This window comes from Kitasatospora sp. NPDC058063, from assembly GCF_042885395.1.
GTDB lineage: Bacteria > Actinomycetota > Actinomycetes > Streptomycetales > Streptomycetaceae > Kitasatospora > Kitasatospora lactacystinica.
This window is the reverse complement of the sequence record NZ_JBHVSD010000005.1, coordinates 356,625-373,361: the sequence shown is the minus strand read 5'-3', so window position 1 is coordinate 373,361 and position 16,737 is coordinate 356,625. Positions and strand designations below refer to the sequence as shown.

Sequence of the window (16,737 nt, the reverse complement as noted above, 5' to 3'; positions counted from 1 at the left end):
GTGGTGGGCCGTACGGGAGATCCGGGGCGCGCGGGCACCCGGGGTGCGTGACCGCGAGGGTCAGGCAAGCCCGCGGAGCATGAGGTTCCAGTAGAGGAACGGCAGCCCGCGCCGCTTGAGGTACCACATGTCGGTCCGCTCGCGGACGGTGTCGATCACCGGGATCGACGGGGCGGGCCGCCCGCTGTAGTCGAACTCGGCGAGCAGCATCTTGTTGCGGGCGGTGGTCAGCGGGCAGGAGGCGTAACCGTCGTACGCGGCCTCGGGCTCCCGGCCGTCGAGGGTGGCGAGGAGGTTCTCGACGAGCACCGGGGCCTGCTTGCGCACCGCGGCGCCGGTCTTGGAGTTCGGGGAGGATCCGGCGTCACCGAGCGCCCACACGTTGGGGTAACGGACGTGCCGCATGGTGTACTTGTCGATCTCGACGTAGCCGGCCGGGTCGTCCGCGCCGGCGAGCGGGCCGCGCTTGATCCAGTCCGGGGCGCTCTGCGGCGGCACCAGGTGGGCGACGTCGTACGGCAGGGTCGTCCTGCCCCCGGTCCCCAGATCGGTGACGACGACCTCGCGGGCCTCCGGGCGCACCTCGGTGACCTCGCTCCCGTAGTGGACCTTGATGCCGTACCGGCGCACCACGCCTTCGAGAACGCGGGCGAACTCGGGGACACCGAAGATGGCGGTGCCGGGAATCACCAGGTGGACGTCGATCCGGCCGAGCACGCCTTCCCTGCGCCAGTGGTCGGCTGCCAGGTAGGCGATCTTCTGCGGGGCGCCGCCGCACTTGATGGCTCCCGCGGGCATGCTGAACACCGCGCTGCCGGAGCGGGTCCCGCGGATGAAGCGCCAGGTCGCGGGGGCGTGCTGCGGCAGGTAGTTGCTGGACAGTCCGTCCTGGCCGAGCCCGGCCTCCAGGCCCGGTATCCGGTCCCAGTCCAGCTGGATGCCGGGGCAGACGACGAGGTGGTCGTAGGAGACCGTGCCGCCGTCGTCCAGCGTCACCTCCCGGGCCTCGGGGTCGACGGCGACCGCGGCGCGGCGTATCCACTGCACGCCCTTCGGCATGACGGACGCCTGGGGCCGGATGCTCTCCGCCAGCGGCGCCCGGCCTCCGCCGACCAGCGTCCACAGCGGCTGGTAGTAGTGATGACCGCTCGGATCGAGCACCGCGACGTCCCGCTGGCCGGCGCGGCGCAGCCGGGCCGCTACCGAGATCCCCGCGGTCCCGCCGCCGATGATCACGATCCGGTGATGCCTGGTTATCAAGTGGACCCTCCCTGGCGAAATGTACGGACATTAAGCTAGGTCGGACCCGCCACGGGCCGCAAGCCATTGTCCGTACATTTGCCTCCGGGGCACGGCGCCGCCCTGATCGACCGCCCCGGGCGGCGTCCGACCGATGCGCCGAACGGGACTTGCGCGGATTCCCCGACACCCGGCAGGGGGTGATGACACGATGAACGGGCCATGGTCGGGCCCGACTTGGAGGTCGTCGTTGCCGGGTGACAAGCGGAGCGTCCGGGAGAGAGCCGTGCCCACCGCACGGATCACCCCCGGCGACTTCCCCACCAGCCCGCTCGCCCTGCGCTTCGCCGACCCCGCCGGACAGGCCGCGGCCCGCGCCTTCGCCGCCGAGCAGGCGGAGGCCGCCACCGAAGCGGCCGGCCGGCTGGCCCGGATGTGGGAGAGCGCCGCGGACCGGCCCGCCCGGGCCGCCGCGCTGGCCACCGTCCACGCGCGGCTGGTCGACTGGCGCTACCGCCTCGCCGTCACGATGGGCCCGCCTCCCGGCATCGCCGGCACCGCCTTCAACCCGGAGCGCTTCCGCACCCCGATCCGGGAGGGCGACACCAACTACGACCGCCTCGGCGAGGTCGGCCGCCTTCGCGAGGGCGCTCGATGGAACCGGACCACCCGCACCTTCACCGGCGGCCGCGCGACACCGGCCTGGGAAGCCATGCTCCGCTACGGCCGTCTCGCCGAGCAGCGCTTCGCAGCCGAGGGCGTCACGGGCGACATCCTCCAGAACCGGGTGCTCCTGCCGGACGGACGGCGGATCGCCGGCAACCGCCTCCTGCGGGGCGAAGCGGCCCGCCGCACCGACGCCGAACTCGTCGCCCGGTACGCGGCCCGGGGCCTGGACACCTCCTGGATCGAGAGCGGCGGCACGCCGATCTACACCGCCACCCCGGCGCCCCGGGACGGCGCCGTCCTGCACGCCGCCGCCCTGGACCTCCTGGCCCGCCCCCGCCTCACCACCGAGGACTACCTGCTGGCCCGCTACCTGCTCTTCCAGGCCCCGCGGACCAAGAAGGGGAGCGACGCCGTGACCAGGACGTTCGTCGTCGCGGTCGGCGCCGTCGCCCTCCCCGGCACCGCGCCCGCCCTGCCCGAGGACATCGACCTGCGCAGCTACGTCCTCGGCCAGCCCCGCGTCCGCCCGTAGCCGGGCGGCGCCCGCACGGCTCGCCGGCGGTCCCCGGTCGGCCCCGGCCGAACTCGCCCCCGGGCCCGACCTGCCCCGGGACCCGGGACCCGACCTGCCTCCGGACCTGACCTCCCCCGGGATCCGACCTGCCCCCTGGCTCCAGGATAATGATCTTGTTTGTCGGGCGGGGCCGAGCGAGGACGGGCGGCATGCGGATCAAGGTTCTGGGGCCTCTCCAGGTCGTACGAGGAGCGGACGGGCGCACCGTCGAGGTCGGCGGGGCGCGGCTGCGGCTGCTGCTGGTCCGACTGGCCCTCGATCCCGGGCGGGTGGTCACCCGCGAGCGGCTGGTCGACGACCTCTGGGGGGACACGCCACCGGACGAGCCCGCCGGCGCCGTGCAGTCCCTGGTCTCCCGGCTCCGCCGGGCGCTGGGGGCGGACCGGACGGTGATCGGCTCGCATCCCGCCGGGTACCTGCTCGACCTGCCCCGGGCGAGCGTGGACGCCTGGGACTTCGAGCAGCGCGTGACGGCCGGGCGGGCGGCGCTGGCAGTGGGCGGGTTCGCCGAGGCGGCCGCCGTGCTGGGCGAGGCGGTGAAGCTGTGGCGCGGGGCACCGTTCACGGACGCCGAGGGCGCCGGATTCGCCGCCGCACCGGCGGCCCGGCTGGCCGAACTGCGGCTCTCGGCGGCCGAGGACCACGCGGACGCGGTCCTCGCGCTCGGCGCGGCCGACCGGGTACCGGGACTGGTCGCGGAGCTCACCGAACTCTGCGCGGCGAACCCGCTGCGCGAGCGGGCCGCGGCCCGTCTGATGCGCGCGCTGGAGACGAACGGGCAGCAGGCGGCGGCGCTGGAGGTGTTCGAGCGCACCCGGCGGGCGCTGGCCGGGGAACTGGGCGCCGACCCGTCCGCCGAACTGCGGGACGTCCACCTGCGGGTGCTGTCCGGCGCCGAGCCGCCGAGATCAGGACCTCCCCCGGCGCCCGTGGGCAGCCCGGCCGGACGCGCCGCGCTGCCCACCTGGCTGACCGGCCTGATCGGCCGCGACGACGCGGTGACGGCGGTCCGGGACCGGCTCGGCCGCTCGCGCCTGGTGACGCTCACCGGGCCGGGCGGCGTCGGCAAGACCCGGCTGGCGGTCGCGGCCGCGGCCGCCGCTCCTGTCGGAACCGACGTACGGCTGGCGGAACTGGCCGATGTCACCCCCGACGCCAGCGCCCCCGATGTCAGCACCCCCGACGCGGTGGCCCGGGCCGTCCTGACGGCGGTCCGTCCGCCGCAGGACTCCGGAGTGCCGGCGGACGGACTGCCCGCAGGCACCCCGGCCGGCGATCCGGTCGACCACATCGTCCGCGCGTTGGAGGGCCGCGAGACCCTGCTCGTCCTGGACAACTGCGAACACGTGGCCGAGGCCGCGGCCCGGCTGGTCCACCGACTGCTGACCGCCGTACCGGGCCTCACCGTGCTGGCCACCAGCCGGGAACCGCTCGGGCTGACCGGCGAGACCCTCTGGCCGGTACCCCCGCTCGCCGTACCCCCGCCGGCCACCACCGCGGAGGAGGCACTCGCCCACCCCGCCGTCGCCCTGTTCGCCGAACGGGCCGCCGCGGCGGCCCCTGACTTCACCCTCGACCGGCACACCGTCGAGCCCGTCGTCCGGATCTGCCGGGAACTGGACGGCCTCCCGCTCGCCCTGGAGCTGGCGGCGGCACGACTGCGCTCCCTCGGCCCCGGGCACCTCGCGGCGCGGCTGCACGACCGGCTCCGGCTGCTGGACCGGGGCCCCCGCACCGCCCCCGGCCGGCATCGCACGCTGCGCGCCGTCATCGGCTGGAGCTGGGACCTGCTCGACGAGGACGAACGCGTCCTGCTGCGGCGGCTGTCGGTGTTCGCCGGCGGGGCGCTCCTGTCCGACGCCCACCGGGTCTGCTCCGGCCGTTGGCCGGGCGGTCCGGCACCGGACGTGGTGGCCGTGGAGGACCTGCTGGCGTCCCTGGTCGAGAAATCCCTGGTGGTGACCACCGGACGGGGCGGCGGGCCGCTGCGGTTCCGGCTGCTGGAGACCATTCGCGAGTACGCCGCCGAACAGCTCGTCGCGGCCGGGGAGGCGGACCGGACCGGCGCCGAGCACCTGGGCCGCTACCTCGCCCTCGCCGAGACCGCCGAACCCCGGTTGCGCACGCACGACCAGCTGAACCGGCTGGCCCGGCTGGACGCCGAGCACCTCAACCTGGACGCGGCGCTGCGCCGGGCGGTCGCCGTCGGCCCGCCGGAGCACGCGCTGCGGTTGGCGGCCGCCCGGGTCTGGCCGTGGCTGATGCGCGGTCAGGGACACGAGGCCGGTGAGTGGACGACGGCCGTCCTCGCGGCTCACGGCCGCACCCCGCCGCCCGGCCTGGAGCAGGCGCACGCGCTGTGCGTGATCCTCTCCGGGCTCACCGCGCCACTGCGGGATCCGGACGGGACGGCGGTCCCGGCCGAGGCGATGGGGCAGGCGCTGGTCACGGCGCTGGAGGCCGACCACCCGGTCGTGCTCGGGGCGGCGCTCCTGCTGGCCCTGGGCGGGCCGCCCGGGGCCACGAGCGCGGCGGCGGAGCGGTTCCTCGGGCACCCCCGACGCCTGGGTCCGGGCCGGCGCCCATCTGGCGCTCGGCCGCATCGAGCTGGGCGCCGGCCGGATCGCGGAGGCCGAACACGGTCTGCGGACCGCGGTGGACGGCTTCCGGGCGCTCGGTGACCGCTGGGGCCTGGCGATGGCCCTGGTCACACTGGCCGCGCTGCTGTCCGTCACCGGCGCGGCCGACGAGGCGCTGACCGCGCTCCTCCAGGCCCGCGACTGCGACGCCCGGATGGGCGGCGCCGGCGATGCCCCGCTGCCGCTGCTGCTGTCCGGCCGGCTGCGGACCCGCAACGGCGAGCCGGACGCGGCCCGGGCCGACCTGGAACGCGCGCTGGCCGCCGCGGTACGGGCGCGGGACCCGCACCTCCAGGCCGCGGCCCGCTACGCGCTCGGTGAACTCGCCAGAAGGACCGGCGACTTGACGGCGGCGCTGCGCGACCAGCAGGAGACGGTACGGGGGCTGGAGCGCCTCTCCCCGGCCGACGCCGCGGCTCCCACCCGGCGGCACCTGCTCGCCCTGCTGCACACCAGCCTGGGCCGCATCCGGCTTCGCCTCCGCACGCCCGAGCAGGCCGGCCCGCTGCACCGCCGCGCACTGGAGCTGGCCGCGGACAGCGGTGACCGGCCGGTCCGCGCCGACGTGCTGGAGGGCTTCGCCGAGTACTGCCTGGCCCAGGGCGAGCCGACCCGGGGCGCGGCCGCACTGGGCGCGGCGTACGCGCTGCGCGGAGCCCATGACGCGGGCGACCCGGAGCTGCGCGCCGTCCTGGACGGCTGCGCCGAGGCGCTCGGTGAGGACGGCTTCCGCAGCGCCTGGGAGCGCGGCCGGGCGCTGTCGCGACCGGAGTCGCTGGCCCGGGAGGCAGGCTGACGGTTCCGCCGGGACGGTCGGCGGGGGAACGCCCGACGGCCCGCACGGCCCGCACGGCGGACCGGTCGGCTCAGCCCGCGAAGGGCTGCCGGTCGGGTGCGCAGACCGTCCCGCGCGCCGGGAGCACGCCGTCGATCAGGTAGCGCGTCTCGTACCCGGCCGCGCAGCCGCTGGGGTTGGCCAGGACCGTGTGGCCGAAGCCGTCGACGGTCAGCAGTTCGGCGCGGGCGAGCGACCGGGCCATGGCGCGGGACCCCTCGTACGGCATGCCCGGGTCCCCGGTGTTGGCGACGACCAGGATCGGCCGGGCGGTCCGGTGCTTCCACGGGCCGTCGTAGCGGTCGCGGTCCCGGACGGGCCAGTCGGCGCAGCGCTCCGCGGCCCAGGCGAAGTACGGGCCGACCTCGCCGGACCGGGAGCGGGCGAATGCCGCCTGGGCCGGGTAGTCGGCACCGGCCGGCGGGTTGGCGCTGTCCGAGCACATCACCGCGAGCGCCTGGTCGGGGGACGCGTGGGAGACGGGCGGCAGCGGCGCGGCGGGTGCCTCGGTGGCGGTCCACAGGGCCTGGAGCGTGCCGCCGAGCCGGGACCAGCCCGTGCCGGGCAGGCCGGGGACGGGGTTCGCCGCGTAGAGCGAGAGGACCGTCGTCTCCAGGGCCGAACCGGCGGTGAAGGTCGTGCCGGAGACGGCGACCGGCCGGGTCCGCAGCCGCTGGAGCAGCTCGGCGAACCGGGCACGCGTGGCGGTGGGCGTCCCCGCGGAGAAGGCGCACGCCGGCGGGCCGACCTGACCGCACCGGTCGAGGAAGGCGTCGAGGATCCGGCCGGCGGCCAGGTCGTTGCCGTTGCGCAGGAGGGTGCCTTCGGTCGCGGCCTGCCCGTCCCGGCCGGTGGACCAGGCCACCGGGTCCATGGCGCTGTCCAGGACCATGGCGCGGACCCGGCCGGGGAACAGGTTGGCGTAGGTGGCGCCCAGGTAGCTGCCGTACGAGGTGCCCAGGTAGCTGAGCTGCCGGTCGCCGACCGCGCGGCGCAGCAGGTCCATGTCCCGGGCGACGGTCGCGGTGGAGATGTGGGACAGCAGGGCGGCCTCACGGGCCCCGCACTGCCGGCCGAGGCTCCGGTAGGCGTCGGTCCACGCCCGCTGCTGGACGGTGTCCTCGGGGTAGCCGGCCGCGGTGCCGGCCAGCAGGGCCTGCTCGTCCGCCGGGTTCTCGAAGCACTGGACGCCGGCGCTGCCGCCGGTGCCCCGCGGGTCGAAGCCGATGATGTCGAAGCGCGAGCGGACCTCCTCGGGGAAGAGGCCGAGCATCGCGGGCAGGGCCGCGGTGCCGGGCACGGCCGGGCCGCCGGGGTTGTAGAACAGCGAGCCGATCCGGTGGGCCGGGTCGCTCGCCGGGTGCCGGACGACGGAGAGGTCCAGGCCCGCCCCGCGCGGGTCGTGGTGGTCGAGCGGGACGCGGGCGCTCGCGCACTCGAAGCCGTCCCCGCAGCTCGCCCAGTCGAGCCGCGGCACCGGGGCGGTGTCCGCGGCGGCAGCGGGCGTGGGGGCCGTCGCGGCCAGCAGGGCGGCGGCCACCGCGCCCGCGCCCAGACGCCAGGCGGTCGCCACGCGCTGCCCCGCCGTGCGGGACGCCCTCGGCCGGCGGCGGCCCTCGACGGGGCCGGTGGGACGGGATGTGCGAGTCATGCAAGAGTCCTTTCGTCCGTGGCCGGGCAGTCGCGCGCCCCTCGGTCGCGGCGCTCCTCCCGACGCGTCCCACCGTTCCGCACCTCGCTGGCAGACCGCTGGCAGCCTCCCCGGCCGGCCGGCCTGCGGCTCACCCGTCGCGGGGGGCACGGCCGGCGGGCGGCCGCGCTCCGGCCCCGAGGGGCGCGGCCCCGAGGCGCGCGGCGCGCAGTGGCGCGGATCACAGCGGGTCGGGCGGGGTCGGCGAAATGCGGAGGCCGCCGGGGTGGTTGGCACGGGCGACCGCTTCCGCCCCGGCGCACGCCATCGCTGCCGCTACCGCGAGGAATCCCATGACCGTCACCGAGAACCCGGCCTCCCGCGCGGCCGGGATCCTGTCCCGGCCCGTCACGATCAACGGGCTGACCGTGCCCAACCGCATCGCGATGGCGCCGATGACGCGCAGGTTCTCCCCCGGCGGCGTACCCGGCGAGGACGTGCGCTCGTACTACGCCCGCCGTGCCGCCGCCGGCGTGGGCCTGATCGTCACCGAGGGCACGTACGTCGGCCACGAGTCGGCCGGCCAGAGCGACGACATCCCGCGCTTCCACGGCGAGGAGCAGCTGGCCGGGTGGGCCCGCGTCGCCGAGGACGTCCACGCGGCGGGCGGCACCATCGTGCCGCAGCTCTGGCACATCGGCATGGTGCGCAAGCAGGGCGACCCGCCGTTCGCGGACGCCCCCGCCGTCGGCCCGTCCGGGATCCGGCTGGACGGGACCGAGGGAACCGGGCGGGCGATGACCCGGGCCGACCTGGACGCCGTCATCGGCGCGTTCGCCGAGGCCGCCGCGGCCGCCGAGCGGATCGGCTTCGACGGCGTGGAACTGCACGGCGCGCACGGCTACCTGCTCGACCAGTTCCTGTGGGCGGGCACCAACCGCCGCACCGACGCCTACGGGGGCGACGCGGTCGCCCGGACGGCGTTCACGGCCGAGCTCGTCGCCGCGGTGCGCGAGGCCGTCTCCCCGGAGTTCCCGGTGATCTTCCGCTACTCGCAGTGGAAGTCGGAGAACTACGAGGCCCGTCTCGCCGAGACGCCCCAGGAGCTGGAGGCGATCCTCGCCCCGCTCGCCGCGGCCGGCGTCGACGCCTTCCACGCCTCGACCCGCCGCTACTGGGTCCCCGAGTTCGAGGACTCGGACCTCAACCTCGCCGGCTGGACCAGGAAGCTCACCGGCCGCCCCGCCATCACCGTCGGCTCGGTCGGCCTCGACGGCGACTTCGTCCGCGCGTTCGCGGGCGAGGGCTCCCCGGTCCGGGGCATCGACAACCTGCTCGACCGGCTGGAGCGCGACGAGTTCGACCTGGTCGCCGTCGGCCGCGCCCTGCTTCAGGACCCGCAGTGGGCCGCCAAGGTCCTCTCCGGCCGCTTCGACGACCTGCGCCCCTACGACGCCGCCGCGATCCGCACCCTGAGCTGACGACCGCGCCCGAGGGTCCGGCCGCACCGCGTGTGCGGCCGGGTCCGGTGGGCCGGGCGAGGCCCGACCCCGGGCCCTCTGCTCCCCAACCCGACTGCCCGGCAGCCGAGTCGGCGGGCCGGCCCTCGCCTCGGCGCGCCTCCGTCACGACCCTCCGCACCGCGCCCCCGGGCAAACGCGCCACCCTACCCGGACGTGCGGTCGCCCGTCGGGGAACCGGGGAGGATGTGTCAAGGTCCCGGCAACGGGACCCCGGCCAGGCGCGTCGCCGCCGCCGATCCGCTAGCGTGGGACGCTCCCCGACCGACACCCCTTCCTGGAGCACAGCGCCGTGTCCGACAGCTTCGCGCACCTGCACGTCCACACCGAGTACTCGATGCTGGACGGGGCGGCGAAGAACGGCAAGCTCTTCGCCGAGGCGGAGAGACAGGGTATGCCCGCCATCGCGATGAGCGACCACGGCAACATGTTCGGCGCCTACGAGTTCTTCCACTCCGCCGCGAAGACCGGGGTGAAGCCGATCATCGGCATCGAGGCGTACGTCGCCCCGGCCTCCCGCTTCCTGAAGAAGCAGGTGTTCTGGTCGCCGGGCGGCCAGCGCCCGTCCGGCGCCGACGGCGAGGGTGGCAAGGACGTCTCCGGCGGCGGCCGCTACACCCACATGACCATGTGGGCACAGAACGCCACCGGTCTGCGGAACCTCTTCAAGCTCTCCTCGCTCGCGTCGATGGAGGGCTACTACATGAAGCCCCGGATGGACCGCGAGCTGATCGCCGCCAACGCGACCGGAATCATCGCCACCACCGGCTGCCCCTCCGGCGAGGTGCAGACCCGGCTGCGGCTCGGGCAGTACGAGGAGGCCGTGAAGGCGGCCGGCGCCTACCAGGACATCTTCGGCAAGGAGAACTACTTCCTGGAGCTGATGGACCACGGCCTGTCCATCGAGAAGGACGTCCGCGACGACCTCCTGCGCCTGGCCAAGGAGCTGAACATCCCGCTGCTGGCCACCAACGACTCGCACTACGTGACCGCCGACCAGGCCGACGCCCACGACAGCCTGCTCTGCGTCGGCGTGGGCAAGAACAAGGACGACCCGAACCGCTTCAAGTTCAACGGCAGCGGCTACTACGTGAAGACCGCCGAGGAGATGCGCGAGCTCTTCCGCGAACTGCCGGAGGCCTGCGACAACACGCTCGCGATCGCCGAGCGGGTCGAGTCGTACGACGAGGTCTTCAACTACGTCGACCGGATGCCGCAGTTCGACGTGCCGGAGGGCGAGACCCAGGCCTCGTTCCTGCGCCAGAAGATCGCCGCCGGCCTCCAGCACCGCTACGGCGACAACCCGAGCCAGGAGGTGCTGGACCGGGTCGAACTGGAGATGGGCGTCATCTCCCCGATGGGTTTCGACGCCTACTTCCTCGTGGTCGCCGACATCTGCCAGTACGCCCGGGACAACGGCATCCCGGTCGGCCCGGGCCGAGGCTCGGCGGCCGGCTCGATGGTCTCCTACCTGACCCGGATCACCGAGCTGGACCCGCTGGAGCACGACCTGCTGTTCGAGCGGTTCCTGAACCCCGAGCGCATCAACCCCCCGGACGTCGACATCGACTTCGACGACCGCCAGCGCGACCAGATGGTGCGCTACGTCACCGAGAAGTACGGTTCCGCCTACACCGCCCAGGTCAACACCTTCGGCACGATCAAGGCCAAGGCCGCCGTCAAGGACGCCAACCGCATCCTCGGCTACCCGTTCGCGATGGGCGACCGGATCACCAAGGCGATGCCGCCGGACGTCATGGGCAAGGGCGTCCCGCTGGCGGACCTCTTCAACGAGAAGCACCCGCGGTACAACGAGGGCACCGAGATCCGCTCGCTGTACGAGAACGAGTCCGACGTCAAGAAGATCATCGACACCGGACTGGGCATCGAGGGCCTGATCCGCGGCACCGGTGTGCACGCCGCCGCCGTGATCCTCTCCTCGACGCCGCTGCTCGACCTCATCCCGCTGCACATGCGGGACAAGGACGGCGTGATCATCACCGGCTTCGACTACCCGTCGTGCGAAGCCATGGGCCTGATCAAGATGGACTTCCTGGGGCTGCGGAACCTGGGCATCATCGATCACTGCATCAAGATCGTCAAGGCCAACCGGGGCGTGGACGTCGACATCGAGAAGATCCCGATCGACGACCCCACCACCTACCAGCTGCTGGCCCGCGGCGACACCCTCGGCGTGTTCCAGCTCGACGGCGGCCCCATGCGCGCCCTGCTCAAGCTGATGAAGCCCACCGAGTTCGCCGACATCTCCGCCGTCTCCGCACTCTACCGGCCCGGCCCGATGGGCATGAACTCCCACACCAACTACGCGCTCCGCAAGAACGCCCAGCAGGAGATCATCCCGATCCACCCCGAGCTGGAGGAGCCGCTGAAGGACGTCCTCGGCCCCACCTACGGCCTCATCGTCTACCAGGAGCAGGTCCAGCGCGCCGCCCAGGTGCTCGCCGGCTACTCGCTCGGCCAGGCCGACCTGCTCCGCCGGGCGATGGGCAAGAAGAAGAAGGAGGTGCTGGAGAAGGAGTTCGTCCCCTTCCACGCCGGCTGCAAGGAGCGCGGCTACTCCGACGAGGCCATCCAGGCGGTCTGGGACGTCCTGGTCCCGTTCGCCGGCTACGCGTTCAACAAATCGCACTCCGCCGCGTACGGCCTGGTCTCCTACCAGACCGCCTACCTCAAGGCCAACTACCCCGCGGAGTACATGGCCGCGCTGCTCACCTCGGTCGCCGACGACAAGGACAAGATGGCGGTCTACCTGGCCGAGTGCCGGCAGATGGGCATCAAGATCCTCTCCCCCGACGTCAACGAGTCCGTGGTCGACTTCACCGCCGTCGGCAGCGACGTCCGGTTCGGCCTCAAGGCCGTGCGCAACGTCGGCGTACCCGTGATCGAGTCCCTGGTGCGCACCCGCGGCGAGCAGGGCAAGTACACCTCCTTCGCCGACTTCCTGGACAAGGTCGAACTGGTGGTGTGCAACAAGCGCACCGTCGACTCCCTCGTCAAGGCGGGCGCCTTCGACTCCCTCGGCCACACCCGGCTCTCGCTCAGCACCGTGCACGAGAGCGCGATCGACGCCGTCACCGGGCTGAAGAAGCAACAGGCCATCGGTCAGGACGACCTCTTCGGCGCCCTCGACACCGGCAACGACGGACCCGGCATCGGGCTGGACTTCCAGCTCACCGAGAACGAATGGCCCCGCCGCCAACTCCTCGCCCTGGAACGCGAGATGCTCGGCCTCTACGTCTCCAGCCACCCGCTCGACGGCGCCGAGCACATCCTCTCCCAGAGCCGCGACACCTCGATCGCCGAACTCCTCGGCTCCGGCCGCTCCGAGGGCGAGGTTCGCCTCTCCGGCCTGATCACCGGCGTCGACCGGCGGATCAACAAGGCCGGCAACGCGTGGGCCATCATCACCCTCGCCGACCGCGACGGCTCCGTCGAGGTGCTGTTCTTCCCCGCGACCTACAACCTGATGGCCGAGCAGATGATCGAGGACAACGTCATCTCGATCCGCGGCCGGCTCAACGAACGCGACGGGTCCCTGAGCGTCTTCGGCCAGGAGATCACCACCCTCGACGTCTCCTCCGCCGAGCTCGGCACCAAGCCGCCGGTGCACATCACCGTCCCGGCCGCCCGGATCAACCCCCAGGTGGTCGCCGAACTCAAGCTCGCCCTGCAGGCCCACCCCGGCGACGTCCCGGTCCGGCTGCGCACCACCAACTGGGACAAGGACACCCTCTACGAGCTCGGATACCGGGTGAACCCGGACAACGGGCTCGCCTCGGACGTCAAGACCCTTCTCGGCAACCGCGCCTGGGTGGGCGCAGCCGTCCGGTCCTGACCGGCGGCGGGCCCGCCGCTTCCGGTCAGGACGGAAGCGGCGGGCCCGGCGGTCCGGCTACGCGGTCCGGTTACGCGGTCCTCGTCGCGCCGGACCGCTTCGCGCACTCCGGCAGGTACGAGGAGCCCGCGGCGCCGGCCGCCAGCCAGCCGACGGCCAGCAGCCAGCCGGCGAGAACGTCCAGCGGCCAGTGCACGCCGAGGTAGACGCGGCTCAGGCCGATCGTGCCCGCGAACAGCACGGCGCCGGCGACGGCCATGCGGGTGGCGGCCGGGCGCGTACGGGCGACGGCGAGCGCGAGCAGGCCGGCGCTGAGGGCGGACGTGAAGGCGTGCCCGGAGGGGAAGGCGAAACCGGAGGCGGTGAACGCCCAGTCCGTCACGGGCGGCCGCGGCCGGCCGAAGGCGTGCATCAGGCCCTGGCGCAGCAGCTGCCCCAACGCCAGCCACACCACGGGCAGGAGCAGCGCCCGTACCGTCGTCCACCGGCGCCTCGGCCAGCCGGTGGCCCCGACGGCGGTGAGGACGCCCGCGGCCAGGGCGAGGAGGTAGGGGACCACGCCGGTACCGAGCGAGGTGACGGCCATGGCCACGGCTCGGGCGAGCTCCGGGCGATGCGCGGTGCACCAGTCGATTGCGGCCTGCTCGAAGGCGAACGGCGCCCAGCCGTGCGCGGCCACCACGGCCGCGACCACCGCGAAGGCCGACCACGCACCGACGAGCACCACCACCCACCGCCGACGCTCCGTCATCCGGTCAGCCGTCATCCCAGCCCTCCTGCCAGCACCGCCCGGGCCACCGGAACGCGGCCCCGCGCGGCCAGGGTAGCGAGCCCGCGCCCGGCGGCACCGGCCGGCGCCCCCACCACGCCCTCGCGCGGGTCGCAGCCCCCGGCACCCGGCCGGAGCCGGGCCGTCTCGAAAAGCGGCACGGAGCATCTCGGCCGCACGGCCCGAGTGGACGTGAGCAACTGGCTCCGCCCCGACGCCCCGACCAGCGAGGATCGGCTGTTCTGCCACCTCTGCGGGCACGGCGACCCGGCAGCGGTTCGGCGCGGTGGCGACGAACTGGCGGTCCACCAGGTCCACGGCGCGTTCGGCTCCCGGGTCGGCGATGGTGGTAATCACCTTCCTGCCTCGCACCGCGCCGGCGATGCCGAGTTCGCGCATCAGGCGCTCGACGGTGCACCGGGCCACCGGATGGCCCTGCCGACCCAGCTCCCGCCAGACCTTCCGAGCCCCGTGGACACCTACGTGACCTCGGCGATCCCCAAGCCGGAACACAACCGCCCGACGCCCTCCAGGGGCACAACTTCCGGTGCGTGCGGGCGCGGCGGACGTCAGCCCGGCGAACACGGTGAGTGCCACGGCGGCTGACGCCGCCGTGGCACCGGGACCATGACACCTGTGACGTGTCTCGTATCCCGCCGTCCGGGGCCCGCCGCGCGCAGTCCGCCGGCGGGCCCCGGACGGTGAAGCCGGCCCGGGATCAGGCGAAGGTGTTGGTGGACCAGATCGCGCCGCCGATGCCTTCGCCGCCGTCGGCCTTGTAGACGACGAGGTTGCCGTCGTCCTGGAGCTTCAGGAAGGCGCCCGTCGACCAGAAGGTGCCGGAGGCCCAGAGGCCGCGGCTGCCGTCCGCGGTGTAGACGACGGCGTTGCCGTCGGGCTGGATCCGGAGGAAGGCGTTGCCGTTGCCGGCGGTGTTGCTGTGCCACAGGACCGCGTTGTCGCTGAGGCGGTAGAGGACGAGGTCACCGTCCCACTGCATCGCCAGGCGGGTGGTCTTCGCGTACACCTGCTGACCGGCCACGAGCTGGGTGCCGGAGCGGAAGGTCGTGGCGCTCCAGACGGAGTTGGCGACCGTCTCGGCGGCGTTCTTCTTGTAGAGCGCGAAGGTGCCGTCGTCCTGGAGCTTGAGGAACGCGCCGTTCTGGCCCCAGGTGTTGGAGCCCCACAGGGCGCCGGTGCCGGCGGCCGGGTTGCCGTCGCTCTTGTAGAGGACGAAGTTGCCGTCCGTCTGCACGTACGCCCACGCCCCCTTGTTCCCGGCGGTGTTGGTGTTCCAGGTGGGCTCGGCGTCGGCGCGGCGGTAGCGGACCAGGTTGCCGTCCGCCTGCATCTCGACCACGGCGGTCTGCGACTGGAACCACTGACCGGGCTTGATCTTGGTGTCGCTGTTCAGCTTCTGGTCCAGACGGGTGGTGCCGGCGGACCACACGGTGGAGCTGCCGTCGGCCTTGACCATGGCCACGTTGCCGTCGTTCCGGAGCTTGAGGAACGCGCCGCTCTGGCCCCAGGTGCCGGAGGCCCACAGGGCGCCGGTGCCGGCGGCCGGGTTGCCGTCGCTCTTGTAGACGACGAGGTTGCCGTCCGGCTGGACGTACGCCCAGGCGCCGTTGTTGCCCGAGGTCCCGCTCTCCCACAGGATCCCGTTGTCGACCTGCCGGTGGGTGACGACCAGGTCGCCGTCCGGCCGCATGGTCAGCTTCAGGTCCGCGCCGACGACCGACTGCCCGGAGGTCAGCTTGGTGTCCGACTTGACCGACACGCCACCGGCGGCCACGGTCGAGGAGATCCATCCGCCGAGGTCGTCGATGCGGGTGGCGGTCGCGCCGGTGCGGGTCTCGGTGGCGGGGGTGTCGAGGCAGCCGCCCTGCCAGGAGCGGGAGGCGACGGCGACGAGTTCGGTCTTGCCGCCCGTCTCGCGGATCGTGGGGGCGCCGGTGTCGCCCTTGCAGACCGCCGCGCCGCCGGTGCCGGTGACGCTGATGCCGGTCGCGTTCACGGCGCCGAGGGTGAAGGAGCCGGTGCGGGGCTTCAGCGGAGCCCACTCGTCCTTGGTGCGGCCGTATCCGGCCACCCGCAGGGTCTCTCCCGAGGTGGGGGCGGTCGTGGCGAACGCCGGCGGGGTGACGCCGTCCACGGCGGTGGCCAGGCGGGCCATCACCAGGTCACGCTCCTGCCGCGGCACCAGCTCGGCCACGTCGGCGGACTTGGCGCCCACCGTGACGGTCGTCTTCCACTTCGGCGCGCCGGCCGCCAGCGTCTGCGGCTGTGCGGGGTCGTCGGAGAAGCAGGACGCGGCGGTCAGCACCCAGTAGTGGTCCACCAGCGTGCCGGTGCAGCCGCGCAGGGCGTCACCGACGACGATCCGGGCGGTGTAGGCGTACGAGCCGTCGGCGGCGGCGTCGCCGGTCACTGCGCCGGCCGGGGTGAAGGAGGTCATCGTGCCGGCGGCCGCGGCCGCGGCCGCTATCAGCACGCCCGCTCGTCGGGAGCGGAGCGAGGAGTTGTGAGGCATGAACAGGGTTCCCAACGTAAGAGGTGAATTCGGGTAGCGATCGGTCCGACGTGGTCCGGCGGGTTTCCCGCCGGCGCCTTCGCCGACGATCGCGAAGCGCTGCCTTGGAGCGCGGAGGGGCTGCGGGGCACGTCAGCGGTGAGGCTGACCCGGCAGTTCGGGCCCGTCGTCGCCAGGGCGGGGGACGAGTGAGCCGCCCGCGTCCGACGGAGTCCGCGATCGTGCGGCCTCTGACGGGCCGCCAGGCCCTCACTCTGCACCCGCGCAGCCGCCTGGAGCGGTACGAGCGGCACGCCTGCACCCAGCTCACCGGCCTGTGCGGCCGGTGGCCCACTGCCGAGCGACGGCAGTCGGCCGCCGAGGAACTCGAAGCGCCGGCCCGGCCGCTCGGCATCCTGGCAGTCGGAGTCCCGCTGTGCGGCCCCGTTGGGCTTCGTGGAGTCGGCCGCCGTCTTTGCGGGGTAGGCGCGCAG

General features: G+C 73.9%; 9 protein-coding genes and 1 pseudogene. 5 read left to right on the top strand and 5 right to left on the bottom strand.

Annotated elements, in window-relative coordinates; genetic code table 11:
- Positions 1-60: 60 nt before the first annotated feature.
- Positions 61-1,260 carry an FAD/NAD(P)-binding oxidoreductase gene (locus ACFVUY_RS11365; RefSeq protein ID WP_387684185.1) on the bottom strand — a complete coding sequence of 400 codons (1,200 nt, stop codon included), beginning with the start codon at positions 1,258-1,260 and terminating at the stop codon, positions 61-63.
- A gap of 265 nt (positions 1,261-1,525) precedes the next feature.
- On the opposite strand from ACFVUY_RS11365, the gene ACFVUY_RS11360 reads away from it, so the two are divergent.
- The 3 genes from ACFVUY_RS11360 to ACFVUY_RS11350 all read left to right on the top strand — a co-directional run bounded on the left by ACFVUY_RS11360 (position 1,526) and on the right by ACFVUY_RS11350 (position 5,917).
- The gene (locus tag ACFVUY_RS11360) at positions 1,526-2,440 is read left to right on the top strand and encodes a hypothetical protein (protein ID WP_387729239.1); all 915 of its coding nucleotides are present in this window, start codon (positions 1,526-1,528) and stop codon (positions 2,438-2,440) included.
- A 191-nt stretch (positions 2,441-2,631) separates the two neighbouring features.
- Positions 2,632-5,163, top strand: coding sequence for a BTAD domain-containing putative transcriptional regulator (locus ACFVUY_RS11355; RefSeq protein WP_387729237.1), 2,532 nt, complete (start codon positions 2,632-2,634; stop codon positions 5,161-5,163).
- Positions 5,138-5,917, top strand: coding sequence for a tetratricopeptide repeat protein (locus ACFVUY_RS11350; RefSeq protein ID WP_387729234.1), 780 nt, complete (start codon positions 5,138-5,140; stop codon positions 5,915-5,917). Before ACFVUY_RS11355 ends, ACFVUY_RS11350 begins: the two co-directional genes overlap by 26 nt.
- Positions 5,918-5,987: 70 nt before the next feature.
- On the opposite strand, the gene ACFVUY_RS11345 is transcribed toward ACFVUY_RS11350, so the two are convergent.
- Entirely contained in the window at positions 5,988-7,607 is a 1,620-nt protein-coding gene (locus ACFVUY_RS11345) for an alpha/beta hydrolase (protein WP_387729232.1), read from the bottom strand.
- A gap of 332 nt (positions 7,608-7,939) precedes the next feature.
- Between ACFVUY_RS11345 and ACFVUY_RS11340 the strand changes: the two genes are divergently transcribed.
- Entirely contained in the window at positions 7,940-9,067 is a 1,128-nt protein-coding gene (locus ACFVUY_RS11340) for an NADH:flavin oxidoreductase (RefSeq protein ID WP_380549655.1), read from the top strand.
- 331 nt (positions 9,068-9,398) lie between these two features.
- Positions 9,399-12,962, top strand: coding sequence for a DNA polymerase III subunit alpha (dnaE, locus tag ACFVUY_RS11335; protein ID WP_387684192.1), 3,564 nt, complete (start codon positions 9,399-9,401; stop codon positions 12,960-12,962).
- Positions 12,963-13,032: 70 nt separating this feature from the next.
- On the opposite strand, the gene ACFVUY_RS11330 is transcribed toward dnaE, so the two are convergent.
- From ACFVUY_RS11330 to ACFVUY_RS11320, 3 genes and pseudogenes are all read right to left on the bottom strand, one after another.
- Complete coding sequence (locus tag ACFVUY_RS11330; protein ID WP_387729394.1) at positions 13,033-13,728, bottom strand: phosphatase PAP2 family protein; 696 nt, start codon at positions 13,726-13,728, stop codon at positions 13,033-13,035.
- Between the two features lie 264 nt (positions 13,729-13,992).
- A pseudogene (locus ACFVUY_RS11325) lies at positions 13,993-14,211 on the bottom strand (IS3 family transposase); the annotation flags it as partial.
- A gap of 238 nt (positions 14,212-14,449) precedes the next feature.
- Positions 14,450-16,264 carry a trypsin-like serine protease gene (locus ACFVUY_RS11320; RefSeq protein WP_387729230.1) on the bottom strand — a complete coding sequence of 605 codons (1,815 nt, stop codon included), beginning with the start codon at positions 16,262-16,264 and terminating at the stop codon, positions 14,450-14,452.
- Positions 16,265-16,737 lie beyond the last annotated feature (473 nt).